The 17,008-nt window shown below is 43.8% G+C and carries 16 protein-coding genes and 3 pseudogenes; 6 read left to right on the top strand and 13 right to left on the bottom strand.

The features are described 5' to 3' along the window. Nucleotides 1-127: 127 nt before the first annotated feature. The 3 genes and pseudogenes from B5D77_RS17775 to B5D77_RS17765 form a co-directional block, all read left to right on the top strand. A pseudogene (locus B5D77_RS17775) lies at nt 128-376 on the top strand (DUF29 domain-containing protein); the annotation flags it as partial. 103 nt (nt 377-479) lie between these two features. Then, a pseudogene (locus B5D77_RS17770) lies at nt 480-743 on the top strand (DUF29 domain-containing protein); the annotation flags it as partial. A gap of 339 nt (nt 744-1,082) precedes the next feature. Beyond that, complete coding sequence (locus B5D77_RS17765; protein WP_159036976.1) at nt 1,083-1,625, top strand: hypothetical protein; 543 nt, start codon at nt 1,083-1,085, stop codon at nt 1,623-1,625. On the opposite strand, the gene B5D77_RS17760 is transcribed toward B5D77_RS17765, so the two are convergent. After that, nucleotides 1,622-2,860, bottom strand: coding sequence for an RNA-guided endonuclease TnpB family protein (locus B5D77_RS17760; protein WP_046662537.1), 1,239 nt, complete (start codon nt 2,858-2,860; stop codon nt 1,622-1,624). The genes B5D77_RS17765 and B5D77_RS17760 overlap by 4 nt on opposite strands. Beyond that, on the bottom strand, nt 2,832-3,425 hold the full coding sequence (locus B5D77_RS17755; RefSeq protein ID WP_008204769.1) for an IS607 family transposase: 594 nt from the start codon (nt 3,423-3,425) through the stop codon (nt 2,832-2,834). The genes B5D77_RS17760 and B5D77_RS17755 overlap by 29 nt, the downstream gene beginning before the upstream one ends. A 162-nt stretch (nt 3,426-3,587) precedes the next feature. Here B5D77_RS17755 and B5D77_RS17750 point away from each other — a divergent pair, with 162 nt between their 5' ends. Then, the gene (locus tag B5D77_RS17750; protein ID WP_159036975.1) at nt 3,588-4,007 is read left to right on the top strand and encodes a PEP-CTERM sorting domain-containing protein; all 420 of its coding nucleotides are present in this window, start codon (nt 3,588-3,590) and stop codon (nt 4,005-4,007) included. A gap of 150 nt (nt 4,008-4,157) precedes the next feature. Here the strand turns inward: B5D77_RS17750 and B5D77_RS17745 are convergent, their stop codons facing one another. Both B5D77_RS17745 and nblB read right to left on the bottom strand, forming a co-directional pair. Then, a complete protein-coding gene (locus B5D77_RS17745; protein WP_106909329.1) occupies nt 4,158-5,249 on the bottom strand; it encodes a tetratricopeptide repeat protein in 1,092 nt (363 codons plus the stop codon). A gap of 73 nt (nt 5,250-5,322) precedes the next feature. Beyond that, the gene (gene nblB / locus B5D77_RS17740) at nt 5,323-5,988 is read right to left on the bottom strand and encodes a phycobilisome degradation protein NblB (RefSeq protein WP_008203462.1); all 666 of its coding nucleotides are present in this window, start codon (nt 5,986-5,988) and stop codon (nt 5,323-5,325) included. A 44-nt stretch (nt 5,989-6,032) separates the two neighbouring features. On the opposite strand from nblB, the gene B5D77_RS17735 reads away from it, so the two are divergent. Then, nucleotides 6,033-6,788 (top strand): tetratricopeptide repeat protein, encoded by a 756-nt coding sequence (locus B5D77_RS17735; protein WP_106909328.1) that lies wholly within the window; start codon nt 6,033-6,035, stop codon nt 6,786-6,788. A gap of 16 nt (nt 6,789-6,804) precedes the next feature. On the opposite strand, the gene B5D77_RS17730 is transcribed toward B5D77_RS17735, so the two are convergent. The 4 genes and pseudogenes from B5D77_RS17730 to B5D77_RS17720 form a co-directional block, all read right to left on the bottom strand. Further along, the gene (locus B5D77_RS17730; RefSeq protein ID WP_106909327.1) at nt 6,805-7,758 is read right to left on the bottom strand and encodes an ABC transporter ATP-binding protein; all 954 of its coding nucleotides are present in this window, start codon (nt 7,756-7,758) and stop codon (nt 6,805-6,807) included. A gap of 53 nt (nt 7,759-7,811) precedes the next feature. After that, nucleotides 7,812-7,910, bottom strand: a pseudogene (locus B5D77_RS27365) (ISNCY family transposase); the annotation flags it as partial. Nucleotides 7,911-7,921: 11 nt separating this feature from the next. Continuing rightward, nucleotides 7,922-9,160 (bottom strand): RNA-guided endonuclease TnpB family protein, encoded by a 1,239-nt coding sequence (locus B5D77_RS17725; RefSeq protein ID WP_046662537.1) that lies wholly within the window; start codon nt 9,158-9,160, stop codon nt 7,922-7,924. Continuing rightward, entirely contained in the window at nt 9,132-9,725 is a 594-nt protein-coding gene (locus B5D77_RS17720) for an IS607 family transposase (protein WP_008204769.1), read from the bottom strand. Before B5D77_RS17720 ends, B5D77_RS17725 begins: the two co-directional genes overlap by 29 nt. A gap of 411 nt (nt 9,726-10,136) precedes the next feature. Between B5D77_RS17720 and B5D77_RS17715 the strand changes: the two genes are divergently transcribed. Then, nucleotides 10,137-10,865, top strand: coding sequence for a carbonic anhydrase (locus B5D77_RS17715; RefSeq protein WP_106910024.1), 729 nt, complete (start codon nt 10,137-10,139; stop codon nt 10,863-10,865). Between the two features lie 26 nt (nt 10,866-10,891). Here B5D77_RS17715 and B5D77_RS17710 read toward each other — a convergent pair whose 3' ends face one another. The 5 genes from B5D77_RS17710 to rimP all read right to left on the bottom strand — a co-directional run bounded on the left by B5D77_RS17710 (nt 10,892) and on the right by rimP (nt 16,935). Continuing rightward, a complete protein-coding gene (locus B5D77_RS17710) occupies nt 10,892-11,461 on the bottom strand; it encodes a low-complexity tail membrane protein (RefSeq protein ID WP_106909326.1) in 570 nt (189 codons plus the stop codon). Nucleotides 11,462-11,642: 181 nt separating this feature from the next. Further along, entirely contained in the window at nt 11,643-14,702 is a 3,060-nt protein-coding gene (infB, locus tag B5D77_RS17705) for a translation initiation factor IF-2 (RefSeq protein WP_106909325.1), read from the bottom strand. Nucleotides 14,703-14,811: 109 nt separating this feature from the next. Continuing rightward, nucleotides 14,812-15,093 carry a YlxR family protein gene (locus B5D77_RS17700; RefSeq protein ID WP_008203458.1) on the bottom strand — a complete coding sequence of 94 codons (282 nt, stop codon included), beginning with the start codon at nt 15,091-15,093 and terminating at the stop codon, nt 14,812-14,814. Continuing rightward, nucleotides 15,090-16,286 (bottom strand): transcription termination factor NusA, encoded by a 1,197-nt coding sequence (nusA, locus tag B5D77_RS17695; protein WP_008203457.1) that lies wholly within the window; start codon nt 16,284-16,286, stop codon nt 15,090-15,092. Before nusA ends, B5D77_RS17700 begins: the two co-directional genes overlap by 4 nt. A gap of 178 nt (nt 16,287-16,464) precedes the next feature. After that, nucleotides 16,465-16,935 carry a ribosome maturation factor RimP gene (gene rimP / locus B5D77_RS17690; protein WP_008203456.1) on the bottom strand — a complete coding sequence of 157 codons (471 nt, stop codon included), beginning with the start codon at nt 16,933-16,935 and terminating at the stop codon, nt 16,465-16,467. Between the last annotated feature and the right edge of the window lie 73 nt (nt 16,936-17,008).

The raw sequence follows: 17,008 nt of genomic DNA, 5'->3' as shown, positions 1-17,008 counted from the left end.
AGAAAAATGGTATTAAAGATCGATAACTAAAAGCGATCGCGCTGGATTGATTAAGTGCGATCTTTTTGAACGTCATTCCTCAGCCTTGAGAGACTTTGTACCTCACCGATATGAGAATTGCTACAATATAGAATCCCGATTAGTTTTCACCTGTGGCAGTTCCGTCATGACTAGATCGACAGAAACAGCGACCCCAACACTATACGAAGAAGATTTTTATCTCTGGCTAAAAACCACGGCAGAACAATTAAAAAAAGGCCAGTTTGCCGAGGTGGATTTAGACAACTTAATTGAGGAGATTGAATCGATAGGGAGAAGTGAAAGACACGCGCTCAAAAGTCTTTTAACTCGTCTCCTAGAACATTTAGTCAAATTAACTTAAGTAGTCGTGCAAAATTAATTTCCTAGTGAAGATAGGCAAGAGGCAAGAGACAAGAAGCAAGAGGTGGTTAGATATGTGTAATTAATTTTGCTTAGGTACTTACTGGCAATCGGAAAGAGACCGGAATGGCAATCATGGTCATGGAGAAATCAATAATTTTCGGGCAGAAATTCAAGATTTACTGAAGGATAGTCCTAGTTTAAAGCCCTATCTTCGGGAGATTTTTGAGCCATCCTACCATACAGCTTTAGAGGCCGTCCGAAAAAAAATGGGTTTATCCCCCGGCGGTTTACCGAGTCAGATAATTTTTAATCTCGAACAGGTTTTAGATCACCAATGGCTGCCGATCGATTGGGAATAAACTATTGACTATCTAATACTAAATCTGGTTATTAAAGACTGATTATTTATTCCCCCTTTTGCCTCTTGCCTCTTGCCCTTTGCCTGTCCTGATAAGTAGCCTATATTCAACGGATTTAGTATCATCTATCTGAGAAAGTCCGTAATTTAACCTTGTAACAAATCTTAACTAAAAACAGTTGACGAAAACTAGATAATCCTCTAGTATCGGGGAGTATGATTGCCACGCGCAATTAGCATTATTCAGCCAGCAAACATATTAGCAGACTGCCTTTTGCCTTGGGCGTAGCACTTATACGAGCTTTGGAAGCCGAATAAAAAAATATCTTAGGAGGCAAAAATGCGTTCACAATTTACTGACATACTTGGTTCACATAAAAACTGGTTAATATCAGGAATCGCAACTTCCTTAATGTTGGCAACTGTTCCGGTGCAAGCGGCAATAATTAAAGCAGAAGTTGATTGGAAGCTTGCGGGAATTACGCGACCAGGTTCTCCCGATATTGACGGACCAGCAACCAGTGGTTATGTAGATGTCTTGGCTGGGGACAATGATGTCCCTGGTAACGGTGTCTTTTATCACACCTACGGTGATGTCACTGGCAATTTTGGGTCACGGGTTTCCGGTGATGGCAACTATGACATTACTGGATTGTTTACTTATAAAGATACCTTTGTCAACCCAAATCCTTTCCCTTCTCCGGCTACTTTTACCTTTACGATCATTCCGGGAGAACTGAGCGCTTATATTTCTCCCAGCTATACACCCACAAGCGGACAGGGGTTATTCGCTCGCTACGAAATTGACATTCGACTCAATGGGACATCCATCTGGGACAGTAGTGCCGAGCTTCAATACAACGGTGGGACTAATAGTTACTAATTCTGTACGCAAATATTGCATCTAGAATTAGCTTTGTACGCTTTGACCCGTACTGGGTTAACTACGAACCTCTCTATCGGATTCCCGCTAAAGGCGGCCTCTCCGACTACCTTTCTTCCAATATTTAAGGAACCATTAATATCTGCTCCATAGAAATAACCCGACGAGCTTCTGAATAGTCCTCTTTTAATTCTCTTGCCTAAATAGCTTTTTTGCTTTTGAATAGACTCTAAGTCTAAGAAACTACATTTAGAGGTATAGCTTTCATTAGTTGTTTTGACCTCTATTCCTACTAAATTTGCTTTATAGGTAAGTTGTTCGATCAACCTTGAATGAGGAATATTTACGAATGACTGGTTATTTCTATCTCCAATATTAATGTTTTGTTTCCAGCCTTGATTATGACCAATAACTAAAAGGTTAATTTGATGAGCTAGTAATTTATCAATAATATATTTACTAGCGGTGTGGAGGTAATAATCCACCTGGCAATTACGCTTTAAAGTTAAACCTTGTATTCTTTTACTGGTCTTCTGTAGACTGGGTAATTCCGATTTGAGTTTAGCTAGTGTCTTGTTGTACTTTTGATTGCAGGATTTTAAGGCTTTTCCACATACTAAAGTTGGCTGAAATTCGGGAATATTAGAGGTAACAGCAGCTAGGTTATTTAAGCCTAAATCGATAAAAGCATATCTTTCTCCCTCTTGACTTGATGAGGATGGTTGTTCATAGACAATCTCTAAACAATAAGCACCCAATTTAGGAATAATCCTGACCTCTAAAACTTCCTTTAAATTAGTTTTAAATTCTAAATTAGTCCCTGATAGCTTGATTAAACCTTGCTTCAACGCTTTTTTAGAAATGGCTTGATAGTTATAAGTTAAAACGTTTCTACCTTTTTCCTTGTCTTTGTATCTTGGCAACTTAGGCTCTCCTGTAAATTTATCTGGCGATTTTTTGTATTGTTCTTTCGCTTTTTGGTAGGATTTAAAGGTTTTTTCTACTTGCTTTAATACTAACTGACTTACTTTGGCGGGTAAGGCTTGATAATCTGGACTCATTTTTAAGGCATGATGTAACTCAGTCATTGTTAAAAATGGTTGATGTGAAAAGAAAACTTGACGGTTTAAATAAACAGCACAATTATACAGATTCTTCGATAAAAATCCTAATTTATCAATTACTGAATAATTTTTGTGATTAAATTTAATTAGATGTTTTTGAACTAATTTCATCATTCTCCTCAAGGCATTTAATTAAACATTCTGTCTTTCTATTTCGTCGTCTTAATGAGTATAATCGAGCGCAAAATGAGGTAATTATGCTCACGAAGTCTTCCATTAAATCGTCTTTTCTTTCTTCTGCTAGATTAACGACCTCTAGATCTCTATTTGTTTGAGTTAAAAGAACTTTCAGATAATTAAACCCTACTCTGCTTAAACGATCTTTATGTTCTACGACAATCAAATTATAATCAGTTTGTTCTAGAAGTTTTAATAATAGCTTTCGATGATCATTGACTCCACTTCCTACTTCTTTAACTACTCGAACAATTTGATAGCCTTTCGCAATACAATAAGCTTCCAATCTTTTTGCCTGAGTCTCTAAGTTAGATTGATTTTCTGAACTAGAAACTCGCGCATAAATAGCTACTTTATTTTCACCGCAAGAACGGTCATCTTCAAAAATAATAATTGTTCCTGTAGGAAGACGTTCTCCTTGTAACTGCCCTCGATTCCACATTCTCCAAGCAGTGTCATAACTGATCCCTTTTTTCTTAGCATAATCTGATAGTTTCATGTGAACTGCAATGTAAACTTGCACTAACCATATTAGCAGTTGTTTGCAGTCATTTGCATATATTTTTTACAAAACTTTACAATACCTTTTCTTTTGCCGATACAGGTACTACCTCTTTATTAGGTACTCTTAATACTACTACTACTTCCTACTCCTACTTTTTTGGCCCTGTCACCACGACTATTTATTTCTCTAGGTACTTTTGCGCCGGGGGAAACAAAACTGTTCGAGTACGATCTAAAAACCATCGCAACGGGCAATTTACCTACTACTTGTACAGGTAGTCCTAATGGTGGAAATCATCCTAACGAGCCTAATGGACAAGTCGGTAATTTTGCCACCGGTCCGAATAATGGAACCGGACAACAGGAAGCACCGTGTGGTGGCTCTATTGCTCGTAGTGGTGATCCTTTTCATCCTAACTTCCCTAGTGGCAGCCCCCCTGGAACGATTACAGTTACAGGAGTACAGTCAACAGCGATACCAGAACCCAGCAATCTTTTATCACTTTTGGTATTAGGAGGGGGAATTGGCGGAAGTTCAATCCGGCGTTGGTATCGCCGCAAAAATAGCAATTCTTAGAAGAATATTTGGGGCTGGCACGGGGGGCAAATCGGTGTCAACTCAAGAAAAAATGATGATTTTTTCTTGAGTTGCGAGGGGGGAAACTCTTGATAAATCTTGTAACCCACATTCCGCACCCTCAATGAGAAGCTGATAACTGATCTGGTTTTACTCAACCAACTTCTTCAGCAGGGCATCCACTTCCTCCAGGCCAGATTGATTATTTTTCAGCACATAAACCGCTCGCGCTTGCTTAAAAGCTTCCTCCGCCTCTGTTTTTCGTCCCCGGCCCGCGTAGGCCCGACCGAGATTAAGATAGACATCGGCGTTATTGGGGGCGATTTCGGCCAAATCTTGATAGGCGATAATTGCTGCAAGATAATCTTTTCTGGCCAGATGGATGCGACCGATTCCCGCTTGTGCTTCCAACGATTGGGGCTGCAGGAAAACAGCGCGACGATAAAAGGGGAGAGCCTCGTCAAAACGCTCTTGTTTTTCGAGTAAAATACCTATTTTTAGCTGAATTAAAAAATTTCCTGCATTTTGTCGTTCTATTTCTTTTAAAATCTGGGTTCCGCCATTTAAATCGCCCTGTTTGAGCAAAAGGCTGGCCAGTTGCAATCTTAATTCACTATTGTTAGGGAATCTTTGTAGGGATTTTTGGAGAAAATCGAGGGCTTCGGTGCTTTTATTCTGTTCGATCAAAGCTTTACCCATGATTTCATGGGCTTGCTGATTATTGGGGTCGAGAGCTAAAACCCATTGGTAAACTTCGCCCGCTTTTGCATAGTTTTTTTGCCGTAATAATACCACCCCTAAACCGAGGTAGTGTTGGACGTTTTTCGGTTCTATTTGAATAGCGTAGTAGTAAGCGGTGGCTGCATTGTCATAATCACCGATATTAGCCAAACTATAACCGAGAGCATGGAAAAAGTCGGGATTACTCGGATCGAGACTTAAAGCTTTTTGGTATGCTTGGGCGGCGGCGTTATAATCCCCTTGCCGCGTTTGTAAAAAGCCGATCCCAGAGAAAATTTTGGCATTATTGCCATCAAGGGCGGCAGCCCGCTCGTAAACGGCTATAGCTTCCCCATAATTGCCATTTCTGACCAATTGCCGCGCTTGACGCAGTAGTTCGTTAACCTGTGAATTCCTGCTCACGATTGCCCCCCCCGGATTATCGGCGATCGCAATTGAGGGAAAGAAACAGCCCCCCGCGAGGAGACTGACGAGCAAGATTAAACGGGTAAATTGTTTCATCGCTTTACCTTTGTTAACGATTCTTAATTAAAGTTTATTGTAAATGGTATTGACAAAAATCAACTATTCTGTATCACCCTTGAACAAGATTATTGCGGGCCTCTTGGGCGACTTGGGCGCTTTTGTCGCTAGTTAACTGGGTCAAAACAGCGATCGCATCTTCCCCCCCTAAACGACCTAAAGCTTGAGCGAGACGATAGCGCAGTTGCCAATCATCATCACTAGCCAAGGGAACAAGTAAAGAGACGGCGCGAGGGTCGCCTAGTTCCCCAAAAGCGCTAACGGCGGCCGTTTTTACCAATTCATTATCGGAGTTTAGGGCGATTTCCAGCAGTTCAAAGCCCCGGGGTTCCCCCAATTCGCCCAAAGCTGCCACAATGCTAAATTGAATTAACCAGTCGGAGGATTGTTGATAGACGGCCACCAGATCATCGTAGGCTGCCGTTAATTTTAACCCCCCGATCGCATCGGCCGCGGCTGCTTTCACGTCTGCTTCGGGATCATTTAACAAACGATCGCGTAGAATAGTTAAGGCCAGATCAGGATTCTGACGACCGAGGATATCTAGCTGACTTACCGCCGAATAACGCACCCTAGCGTTACTATCGTTAATTACAGGCTGTAACATCTCGAAGGCGATTTCTGGGGCTAAATAACGCAGTTGATTAACTCCCGATAAGCGATCGCCATAATCATCGGAATCGAGCAGTCGTTGCACGGATTCAGGGGAATAATTCATAATTTGATGACACCCTTAACAATTGGACTGGTATTAATTGTCCCATGAATAGTTATCGACTCCTGACTATCTCGATCATCTTTAGTTCCCCGGTTTTTTGGGGCTGTAGTCCTCCCTCTCCCCTGACAAAAGAACCGACAGCCGAGATGCTCGTTTCTCCTTCTCCCAGTCCGATTATTTCGCCATCGGACATTAAATCGGCTAATCGTTATCGTCAATTGGGATTACAGTATCGTCAACAGGGAGATTTTATCAAAAGTATTGAGGCTTTAAAAAAATCGCTACAGTTAAACCCCAATCATCTAGACGGGAGAGTAATTTTAGGTTGGACACAACATCTAGCTAAACAACCTTTAGCGGCACGAACAACCCTCGAAGAAACGATAAAAATTGCCCCCGATCATCTGGCTGCCTATAATGCTTTGGGAATTGTTTATCTAGTGGCTGGTGATCTTGAAAAAGCCGTAGTCACTCATACTAAAGCCGCTAATTTAAAACCCGATAATGAAATCGCCTACTATAATTTATCCCTTGCCTATCATCGTTTAAAAGATTTTAATTCCGCTATTACTAACGCAGAAAAAGCAGTTAAATTAGAGCCAAATAATCCCCATCCTCTTGTAGCTTTGGCAATAATTTATTTAGATCAAGGTAATAGTAAAAAGGCGCAGGATACCTACAAAAAGGCTAGGGATTTAGACGGTCGTTATCGAGAAAAATGGTTTCTGGCACACCTGAAAGAAGCGGGTTTTAGTCAGGAGCAAATTAAATTAGTCGAAAAGTTACTATCCGAGATTTAAAAGTTAATATTTACCCTTAGGATGCCTGTCGATGTCCCAGTTTTAGGAAAATAGTTTCTAAATCTTCGCGGCAAGTATAAAACTCGCTTAAGGTCAGGCCAGAAACTACTAAAGATTTCAACAATTCGGCACTATCTTCTAGGGTTCCCGTAAATCTAACCCGGAGAGTATTAGTATTAATAATTCTTTGCCAACTTTCCACAAAAATACATTGTTTAAGAGCAGTTTCTAAGGTTTCTAAATTACCTAGAGTCGTAATCTGCAAGTATTGGCTGGCTAGACGTTGATTTAATTCCTCTAAAGAGGTACTTTCCACTAGATAACCTAATTCCATGATGCCCACAGAACTACAAAGTTCCGCTAAATCACTAAGGACATGGGAGGAAATTAAAATAGTCATACCTGCCGATTGTAAGACTTTAATAATCTCACGAAATTGTAGGCGAGCGATCGGGTCTAATCCAGAAACTGGTTCATCGAGAAGTAAAATTAAAGGTTCATGGATAATCGTTCGAGCTAAACTTAAACGTTGTTTCATTCCCCGGGACAAAGTAGCGATCAAATTATGGCTTTTATTGGTTAATTGTACCAGTTCTAGAACCTCATAAATGCGGCGATGACGTTGGGAGCGAGGGATATGATAAAGACGGGCAAAATAATCCAGATAATTCCAGACATTTAGGTCATCGTAGAGGGGAAAATTATCGGGTAGATAACCTAAATTTCTTTTCAGACGGGGATTACTCTCATCTCTGAAAAGACGTTCTCCGTGCAGATATATTTCTCCGGTTGTCGGTTCTTCCGCTGCCGCTAACATCCTAATTAAAGTGGTTTTTCCTGCTCCATTTGGACCGATTAACCCATAAACTTCCCCCGCTTCAATCTGCAAATCCACTTGATTAACGGCCCCATGGCGGTCAAATTGTTTGGTTAAACCAAAGGTAGCAATGGCTAATTCTGGTGCGTTCATAAAGTTTTATTAGTGGGATTGCTGACAAACTGGCCACCACATTCTTAACATTAATGTTTGGGGTTCCCATTATCAATAGAACCATTCTTGATGGTATGGTGAGAACCACCACTAGGACAAGGCAATACAGGCGAAGAGGTGATTTTGTTCTGTGTTATAGTTACTAATTCTGTACGCAAATATTGCATCTAGAATTAGCTTTGTACGCTTTGACCCGTACTGGGTTAACTACGAACCTCTCTATCGGATTCCCGCTAAAGGCGGCCTCTCCGACTACCTTTCTTCCAATATTTAAGGAACCATTAATATCTGCTCCATAGAAATAACCCGACGAGCTTCTGAATAGTCCTCTTTTAATTCTCTTGCCTAAATAGCTTTTTTGCTTTTGAATAGACTCTAAGTCTAAGAAACTACATTTAGAGGTATAGCTTTCATTAGTTGTTTTGACCTCTATTCCTACTAAATTTGCTTTATAGGTAAGTTGTTCGATCAACCTTGAATGAGGAATATTTACGAATGACTGGTTATTTCTATCTCCAATATTAATGTTTTGTTTCCAGCCTTGATTATGACCAATAACTAAAAGGTTAATTTGATGAGCTAGTAATTTATCAATAATATATTTACTAGCGGTGTGGAGGTAATAATCCACCTGGCAATTACGCTTTAAAGTTAAACCTTGTATTCTTTTACTGGTCTTCTGTAGACTGGGTAATTCCGATTTGAGTTTAGCTAGTGTCTTGTTGTACTTTTGATTGCAGGATTTTAAGGCTTTTCCACATACTAAAGTTGGCTGAAATTCGGGAATATTAGAGGTAACAGCAGCTAGGTTATTTAAGCCTAAATCGATAAAAGCATATCTTTCTCCCTCTTGACTTGATGAGGATGGTTGTTCATAGACAATCTCTAAACAATAAGCACCCAATTTAGGAATAATCCTGACCTCTAAAACTTCCTTTAAATTAGTTTTAAATTCTAAATTAGTCCCTGATAGCTTGATTAAACCTTGCTTCAACGCTTTTTTAGAAATGGCTTGATAGTTATAAGTTAAAACGTTTCTACCTTTTTCCTTGTCTTTGTATCTTGGCAACTTAGGCTCTCCTGTAAATTTATCTGGCGATTTTTTGTATTGTTCTTTCGCTTTTTGGTAGGATTTAAAGGTTTTTTCTACTTGCTTTAATACTAACTGACTTACTTTGGCGGGTAAGGCTTGATAATCTGGACTCATTTTTAAGGCATGATGTAACTCAGTCATTGTTAAAAATGGTTGATGTGAAAAGAAAACTTGACGGTTTAAATAAACAGCACAATTATACAGATTCTTCGATAAAAATCCTAATTTATCAATTACTGAATAATTTTTGTGATTAAATTTAATTAGATGTTTTTGAACTAATTTCATCATTCTCCTCAAGGCATTTAATTAAACATTCTGTCTTTCTATTTCGTCGTCTTAATGAGTATAATCGAGCGCAAAATGAGGTAATTATGCTCACGAAGTCTTCCATTAAATCGTCTTTTCTTTCTTCTGCTAGATTAACGACCTCTAGATCTCTATTTGTTTGAGTTAAAAGAACTTTCAGATAATTAAACCCTACTCTGCTTAAACGATCTTTATGTTCTACGACAATCAAATTATAATCAGTTTGTTCTAGAAGTTTTAATAATAGCTTTCGATGATCATTGACTCCACTTCCTACTTCTTTAACTACTCGAACAATTTGATAGCCTTTCGCAATACAATAAGCTTCCAATCTTTTTGCCTGAGTCTCTAAGTTAGATTGATTTTCTGAACTAGAAACTCGCGCATAAATAGCTACTTTATTTTCACCGCAAGAACGGTCATCTTCAAAAATAATAATTGTTCCTGTAGGAAGACGTTCTCCTTGTAACTGCCCTCGATTCCACATTCTCCAAGCAGTGTCATAACTGATCCCTTTTTTCTTAGCATAATCTGATAGTTTCATGTGAACTGCAATGTAAACTTGCACTAACCATATTAGCAGTTGTTTGCAGTCATTTGCATATACTTTTTACAAAACTTTACAATACTGATATTTGAGTAAGCCAGACACGAACCACAAAAAGATATTGATCGGAAAACTCATCATCAAGCTAGAGGTTTAAAGACCGATGTGATCCGATGATTTTTATTAATGAATATTTTACACAGTTCATACCAGATAAGCAAGAGGGCTACGCCACTACCACCAAATCCTTATCCTACGCTATTGTACCCCCGAAGGGGAATTAGTTCCCGCTCCTCTAGAAGCGGCACAACAGGCAGAAAGCCGCAAAATTAACGGCTAAACTGGGGGAATTGGGCATAAATCCCCGATAAAATTGCTAATTATCCGATGATTTCTGGATTTAATCCCATGTATAGACGAGAATTACTGCAATTTATTGGCTCTCAGGCTCTTTTTGGGGCTATTAATCCAGAATTTGCTTGGAATTATCAAAATATTGACCATTGGGGCGAATTATCAAGGAATTATCGCCTCTGCACCACGGGAAAGCAACAAACACCGATCGATCTGAGTATAGTGACTGAAAAAGAGCTATACCACCCCACCTTTAATTATCGTCCTGTACCCCTAAAAATTCGCCATAACGGTCGTACAATCTTAGTTAAGACCGAAAAATGTGGAAATATGAGTTTTCACGGCGAAAACTGGGATTTGTTGCAGTTCCATTTTCATCACCCCAGCGAACATCAGATTAAAGGTCAGTCTTTCCCTCTAGAAATTCATCTAGTGCATCGAAATGGGAGGGGAAATTTAGCAGTTGTGGGCATCTTAGCCGAAATTGGCGCACATAATCCCTATTTACAAACCATTTGGGCTTATTTGCCCCAAGAACCTTCTCCTGAAATGATTATCCCCGATACTTGGGTCAATGCCAGGCTTTTGCTGCCAGAAAATAGGGATTTTTATGAATATCGGGGGTCTTTGTCCACTCCCCCCTGTAGCGAGGATGTTCTCTGGTTAGTCTGGCAAAATGCGATCAAAATTTCTCCCCAACAACTGCAACAATTGGCCGCAATTTTGCCCCGTAATGCGAGGAATATTCAACCCTTAAACGGGCGATCTATCCTGCATTCCTAGGCGAAATTGTCGGCATTTTGGCTAATTTAGATAATTTTATTGACTTTTAGACCAAAAATGGTAAATAACTCAGGAATACGCTCAATAACTAAAGCTTCGGTGGCTGTCCAGTCACTTTCCTTCGTGGCTAAAACCCCTAGAACACTCAGAGGAACCTGTAAAAATAGGTGACTTAAGAGGAGAGCGATCGCAGCGATGACTAAACCTAAAAGCCGCCATTGGGGGAGATAGGCGGCCACGGCAGCCGCTAGAGGGGCAAAATTATAGATAGGCCAAGCGATGAGAATTAGGAGGACGACTCCCAAAAGAGTCAGAAGACGATGGCGAGGACGTTTAAAAAGAGAGAGAATTTTTAACTGTTCGGGGGTGAGTTGACTAGGTTTTAGGGCAACCAACAAAAGACTAAATATATCAAAAGGTTTTGTCCACTGCATCCAAAAGACGGGGACGATGGCGATCGCTCCCAGAAATAGCCATTCTAGCCAAAGAAAAGGCAAGGGATCACCCACAGCTAAACCAATCCAAGCGATTTGTAAAAAGATTGGCAAAGCCGCTAACCCTGCCAGATGAATCCACAAAAAAGGTTCTGATTTCATAGAGGGAAATGATAATTATAAATTATGAATTATGAATTATGAAGTGGGGAGATGGGGGAGTGGGGGAGTGGGGGAATTATGAATTATGAATTATGAAGTGGGGAGGTGGGGGAGTGGGGGAATTATGACTGATAACTGATAACTGATAACTGATAACTGACTCCTGACGGTGACCGTCTAATTAACTGGATAAAGTGCGGCGTTTCATGACCATTTCGTAGGCTTCGATAATGTCGCCTTCTTTCCAGTCATTGAATTTAGAAACACCGACACCGCACTCGAAACCGGTGGCCACTTCCCGGGCATCTTCCTTCATCCGTTTGAGGGAATCAAGAACCCCCTGATAAACAATTTCCTTGCCGCGACGCACGCGCAGGAAGCGGTTCCGCACCAGTTTACCGGATTGGACATAACAGCCCGCCACGGCCCCACGACCGACGGTGAAGACGGCCCGCACTTCGGCGAAACCGAGGTGTTCTTCCACTTCTTCGGGGTCGAGAAGACCTTCCATCGCCCCTTGAATATCATCGAGGAGCTTGTAGATGATATTGTAATCGCGGATATCGACCCCTTCCCGATCGGCGGCAGCCCTGGCCCCACTGGCCAGGGTGGTATTAAAGCCCACCACCACCGCACCACTAGCGGCGGCCAGATCCACATCGGTTTCGGTGATTTCCCCCGGAGAGGCGAGGAGAACGCGAATCTGCACTTCGTTTTGGGGTAACTGTTTAAGCGCACCGAGGATGGCCTCGACGGAACCTTGCACATCTGCCTTAAGGATGAGATTAAGTTCCTTGAGTTGTCCTTCTTGAGCTTGGATAGAGAGGGTGCTAAGGCTAACGCGACGGGAGGAGAGGGCCTGTTGTAAACGGGTGTTGCGTCGTTCGATCGCCCGTTGATCAGCGATCGCCCGGGCCTCTTTTTCACTTTCATAGACATCGAATTCATCGCCAGCGGCCGGGACATCACTAAGACCGAGGATTTCCACGGCGAAGGAGGGGGTGGCCGCTTCGACTTTTTGACCGCGATCATCGATCATCGCCCGAATTTTGCCGAAAACGGAACCAGCGACGATGCTATCGCCCACCCGGAGAGTGCCATTCTGGACGAGCAGGGTAGCCACGGGCCCTTTGGTGCGATCGAGGTTAGCTTCGATGACGGTTCCCTTAGCCAAGCGATCGGGGTTAGCGACCAATTCTTCTACTTCTGCCACCAAGAGGATCATTTCCAGCAGATTATCGAGATTTTCACCCCGCAGGGCGCTAACGGGAACCATGATCGTCTCACCGCCCCAATCTTCAGCCACCAGTCCCTGTTCGGTCAATTCCTGTTTAATCCGGTCGGGGTTAGCCGAGGGTTTATCGACTTTGTTAATGGCCACCACGATGGGGACTTCGGCGGCCCTAGCGTGACTAATTGCCTCTTTCGTTTGCGGTTGTACGCCATCATCGGCGGCTACCACCAGCACCGCTATATCGGTGACTCTCGCCCCGCGGGCGCGCATGGCGGTAAAAGCTTCGTGGCCGGGGGTATCCAAAAAGACAATCTGTTCTGGTTTGCCGTTATGTTCCACATCGACGTGGTAAGCACCGATATGCTGGGTGATGCCGCCGGCTTCTCCTTGGGCGACTTTGGTTTTGCGGATCGAGTCGAGGAGGGTGGTTTTACCGTGGTCAACGTGACCCATAATGGTGACGACGGGAGGACGACGCTGGAGACTTTCCCAGTCGGAGACATCGATCATTTCCGTGGTTTTGATTGCCGCCGACTGGGTGCTGGGGGTTTCCACGGCCATCTCGAAGTCCCTGGCGATCATTTCGATGGTGTCCACGTCGAGAGTTTGGGTGATATTAACCGCCATCCCTTTAAAAAATAGGGTTCTGATGATCTCGGTTTCGGGGACTTTCATCAATTCCGAGAGGTCGCGCACAGTGAGACTGCCGGTGATGATGATGCTTTCCGGGCGTTTTTCCTCTTGGGGTTCTTGGCGCTCGCTTTTCGGACTGCTGGTATGGGCGCCTGGTTTACTAGGCCGCTTAACTTTGACTGCTGTTGGAGTGCCGGGGGTGGTTGCTTTCGCGCTGGGCGGTTTGGGGGGACGAGCGGTGGAAAGGGTAAAACTGGGGGTGTTGATTAACCCGGATAGTTCCGATTCTAGATCATCGTCATCTTCAAAGAGAGCCTGGGTGCGGCGTTTGTTTTTGCCGGCAGTTTTGGCGGTTTTGGCCGCTTTTTTCTCTTCTTCTTCTTCTTCTTCCCAGCTAGATTTTTTGGCCATGCGAGGGGGCATGGTGGGTCGTTTGAGTTTTTTCAGCCCGTCTGCTCCCAGCAATCCGGTATCTGTATCGATTTCTGTGCCATCAACACCAGATTTCTTGGTGGTATCGGTTTCTTCCTCGCCGGTAGCCGAGATTTTGGCGGGCAAACCGGGGCGAACTGGGCGCTTCAATTCCACCGTCTCCCGCACTTCTCTGGCTGGTTCCCCCAGTTTCGGGCTTTTTCCGTCGGTTTTGCGGTTGAGAGTCGGTTTTTCGGGTTTAGCCAAGCCAGCCCTGCGCTCAGGACTAGGGGCGTTTTCGCTCTCGCCGCGCTCGCGTTTTTCTCCCCGGGGCCTGTCGTTACTGCCGGGGGCATTTTTGGATCGGGGTTCTGGCCGGCTCGAGGCGGTTTCAGGGCGTGGTTTCTGGGTGAGGGAGGGTCGATTGGGTGGGGCGATCAAGGTGGGGGCTGCTTCTGGGACTAGCGGGGTTTCGGTCGGGGTTTCTTTAACACTGGGGGTTTGAGACAGCATCTCTGCTGCAGTGGCGGTGGCTGCATTCTTCTCCTCCGTAGGGGGAGTTTTTTCGGCCGCCTCGTCGCTCCCCCAGGGAGCGACGAGGGGTTTCACCGGGGGACGGGGGGGACTGATTAAAGTCGGTTTGGCCGAGGAACTGCCGGAACCGGGATAGTTTAGCCCCTCTTCGCCGGTTTCGGGGCGGTTGTGTTTATGCAGGGCTAAAATCTTTTGTTTTTTTTCTTCGGCAGGACTAGCCGATTCTCGCTGACCCATGCTAGTTTTCCCGGTACTCGAGGCCACTCCCTTGGCCGCAATCGCTTTGATGCGTTGGGCATCCTCTTCGCTGATCGTGCTACTGTGGCTCTTGTACTCGATGTTTAACTGGTCACAGATGTCCAAAATGTCTTTGTTGTCTAGATTCAATTCTTTTGATAAATCGTAAATTCTGACTTTCGCGTTACTCATCCATTATCCCCCGGCTAAATTGTTAGTGATCCTATAAGTTGGCTGATTTTTTGATCCTGTCAGGAGCCCCATTTCTATGCTAACGATTTTGTGGCTATGATCGTCAATTTTAATCCTGATTTGCTCGACCTTGCTCGCCAGGCCCGAGTCGCTCTTGCAAGGAGTCATAGAGCGTTTCGGGAATATTGGCTTTTAGGGCGCGTCCGAGACGATTTTTTTGCCTGGCTAGTTGCAGGCAGTGGGACTGCGGACAGATATAGGCGGCTCTTCCCATGCCTTGATCTAATTGTATCTGTCCGGACGGGTGTAGTCGGACAATTCGCCAAAAGGATTCTTTCGGGGCGAAGAGACGACAGCTAATACAGCGTCGATAATTGACGAAGGGATTCATTCTTCTTCTAAATCCTGCAATTCTAGGTCTTTTTCAGCGTTTTTTAGCTCTTGTTCGCCTTTATAGAGGGCGATATCCTTAATATCGATTTTCCAGCCCGTCAGACGGGCGGCTAAACGCACGTTCTGCCCTTCTTTGCCAATCGCTAAACTTAATTGATCCTGGGCGACCAGTACCAATGCTTGTCTTTCTTCGGCATTAGTGAACAAAACTTGGTCGATACGGGCGGGACTAAGGGCATTGGCGATGTAGGTGGCCGGATCCGGAGACCAACGAATCACGTCGATTTTTTCCCCCCGCAATTCGTTAACCACGGCTTGAATCCGCGAACCTCTGGCCCCAATACAGGCCCCAACCGGATCCACGTCTCTTTCTAGGGTATCGACGGCGATTTTTGTCCGCGAACCAACGTGACGGGAGGGGGGATTGGCTTCCCGGGCGACGGCGACAATACGCACGATTTCCTCCTCGATTTCGGGAACTTCGTTGGCGAACAGATATACTACTAAACCCGCCGCCGCTCTGGAAACGATTAATTGCGGGCCCCGGTGAGAACCTTCTAGGACTTTTTTGAGCAGCACTTTAAAGGTGGCGTTGGCCCGATAGTTATCGTTGGGCAGCTGTTCCCGTTTGGGTAGTTCTGCTTCCACTTCCGGTTGACCGTAGGTGCTTTGTACCATGACAATAGCGGCCTGTCTTTCAAAACGGACGACCCGGGCCTGTAAAACCGTTCCTTCTAGATCTTGGAACTCCTCTTGAATCAGTTTGCGTTGGTTATCCCGCAGTTTTTGCAGTAAAACCTGTTTAGTTTGAATCGCCGCCATGCGACCAAATTCTCTTTGGTCGGGGGTGACATCCAGAACTACTTCATCCCCTAATTGGGCCTCATCGGCCACTTCTTGCACTTCTTTGAGACCGATGTGATGGTCGGGATTAGTCACTTCTTCGACAATAGTTTTAGTAGAAAGGATGCGAAAGCCTTCTTCTTCTACGTCTAATTCCACATCAAAGTTATTGAAATAATCTTCATGAAATTGAGCTGCTTTTTCTAAACTTTGGGCGCGGCGATAACGTTCGTACCCCTTGATAAGGGCTTCACGCAAGGCTTCCTGTACGGCATTTTTGGGCAGATTATGTCGTTGGCTAATTTCTTCGATCATCATTTTTAACCCAGGCAAATTAACAGTGGCCATAATTATTTTTTCTCCTTACTTTTGAGTTATTAGTTTTTTATCCGTCAGCCTTGTATCAGTTATCAGTTATCAGTTATCAGATGTAAGTTATCAGATGTAAGTTTTAAGTTAATCAGTTAGTGAGTTATTTATCTTCATCCTTATCCCTGATCACTGTTTACTGATTACTGTTTACTGATCACTGATTATTGCGCTGCTCATCTAAACGGACGCTGATGACGGTAGTGCGATCGATGGTCAGGGAGCGACCTTTTTGGTTAAGATAAATAGATTGCTCATCTCTACCTTGCAGTTTTCCGCGCCATTCTTGTGGTTTTCCCTGGCCATCCTGGCCGGTAACGATGACGGGAAAACCTTTAAAAGACTGAAATTCGCGCTCGCTGCTCAGTTGTCGAGAAATGCCGGGGCTAGATATTTCTAAAACGTAGGTCCCGGGTAAGACTTCTTGACTGTCGAGGGCGGTTTCTAGGGCCCGACTCATCTGCTCACAGTCCTCTAAACCAGTATCTCCCGTAAGATTGCGAATATCGACGCGCAGGACGGGAGGCCTTTTATTGGTTTGGAAAACGATATCGACCACTTCTAGCCCCAAGTTTTCAGCGATAGGGGTGGCTAGGTGCAGCAGGTCGGGAATGAGCGGATGGGTCATGATTTGGACAATAAAAAAAGCGGGCGAAACCCACTTCCCTAAACTGTTAGTGATTGGGATAGGCAGTGGTTAG

The sequence above is a fragment of the Microcystis sp. MC19 genome (assembly GCF_003019735.1).
GTDB lineage: Bacteria > Cyanobacteriota > Cyanobacteriia > Cyanobacteriales > Microcystaceae > Microcystis.
This window is presented reverse-complemented; position numbering and strand designations above follow the sequence as displayed.

Bases quoted from the DNA above. Each gene is read 5' to 3' on its own strand.
- B5D77_RS17715 (WP_106910024.1), top strand. From the start codon at position 10,137: ATGTATAGACGAGAATTACTGCAATTTATTGGCTCTCAGGCTCTTTTT.
- B5D77_RS17735 (WP_106909328.1), top strand. From the start codon at position 6,033: ATGAATAGTTATCGACTCCTGACTATCTCGATCATCTTTAGTTCCCCG.
- B5D77_RS17760 (WP_046662537.1), bottom strand. From the start codon at position 2,860: ATGAAATTAGTTCAAAAACATCTAATTAAATTTAATCACAAAAATTAT.
- nblB (WP_008203462.1), bottom strand. From the start codon at position 5,988: ATGAATTATTCCCCTGAATCCGTGCAACGACTGCTCGATTCCGATGAT.
- B5D77_RS17745 (WP_106909329.1), bottom strand. From the start codon at position 5,249: ATGAAACAATTTACCCGTTTAATCTTGCTCGTCAGTCTCCTCGCGGGG.
- B5D77_RS17700 (WP_008203458.1), bottom strand. From the start codon at position 15,093: ATGAATCCCTTCGTCAATTATCGACGCTGTATTAGCTGTCGTCTCTTC.
- B5D77_RS17730 (WP_106909327.1), bottom strand. From the start codon at position 7,758: ATGAACGCACCAGAATTAGCCATTGCTACCTTTGGTTTAACCAAACAA.
- infB (WP_106909325.1), bottom strand. From the start codon at position 14,702: ATGAGTAACGCGAAAGTCAGAATTTACGATTTATCAAAAGAATTGAAT.
- B5D77_RS17720 (WP_008204769.1), bottom strand. From the start codon at position 9,725: ATGAAACTATCAGATTATGCTAAGAAAAAAGGGATCAGTTATGACACT.
- B5D77_RS17710 (WP_106909326.1), bottom strand. From the start codon at position 11,461: ATGAAATCAGAACCTTTTTTGTGGATTCATCTGGCAGGGTTAGCGGCT.
- B5D77_RS17765 (WP_159036976.1), top strand. From the start codon at position 1,083: ATGCGTTCACAATTTACTGACATACTTGGTTCACATAAAAACTGGTTA.
- B5D77_RS17755 (WP_008204769.1), bottom strand. From the start codon at position 3,425: ATGAAACTATCAGATTATGCTAAGAAAAAAGGGATCAGTTATGACACT.
- nusA (WP_008203457.1), bottom strand. From the start codon at position 16,286: ATGGCCACTGTTAATTTGCCTGGGTTAAAAATGATGATCGAAGAAATT.
- rimP (WP_008203456.1), bottom strand. From the start codon at position 16,935: ATGACCCATCCGCTCATTCCCGACCTGCTGCACCTAGCCACCCCTATC.
- B5D77_RS17725 (WP_046662537.1), bottom strand. From the start codon at position 9,160: ATGAAATTAGTTCAAAAACATCTAATTAAATTTAATCACAAAAATTAT.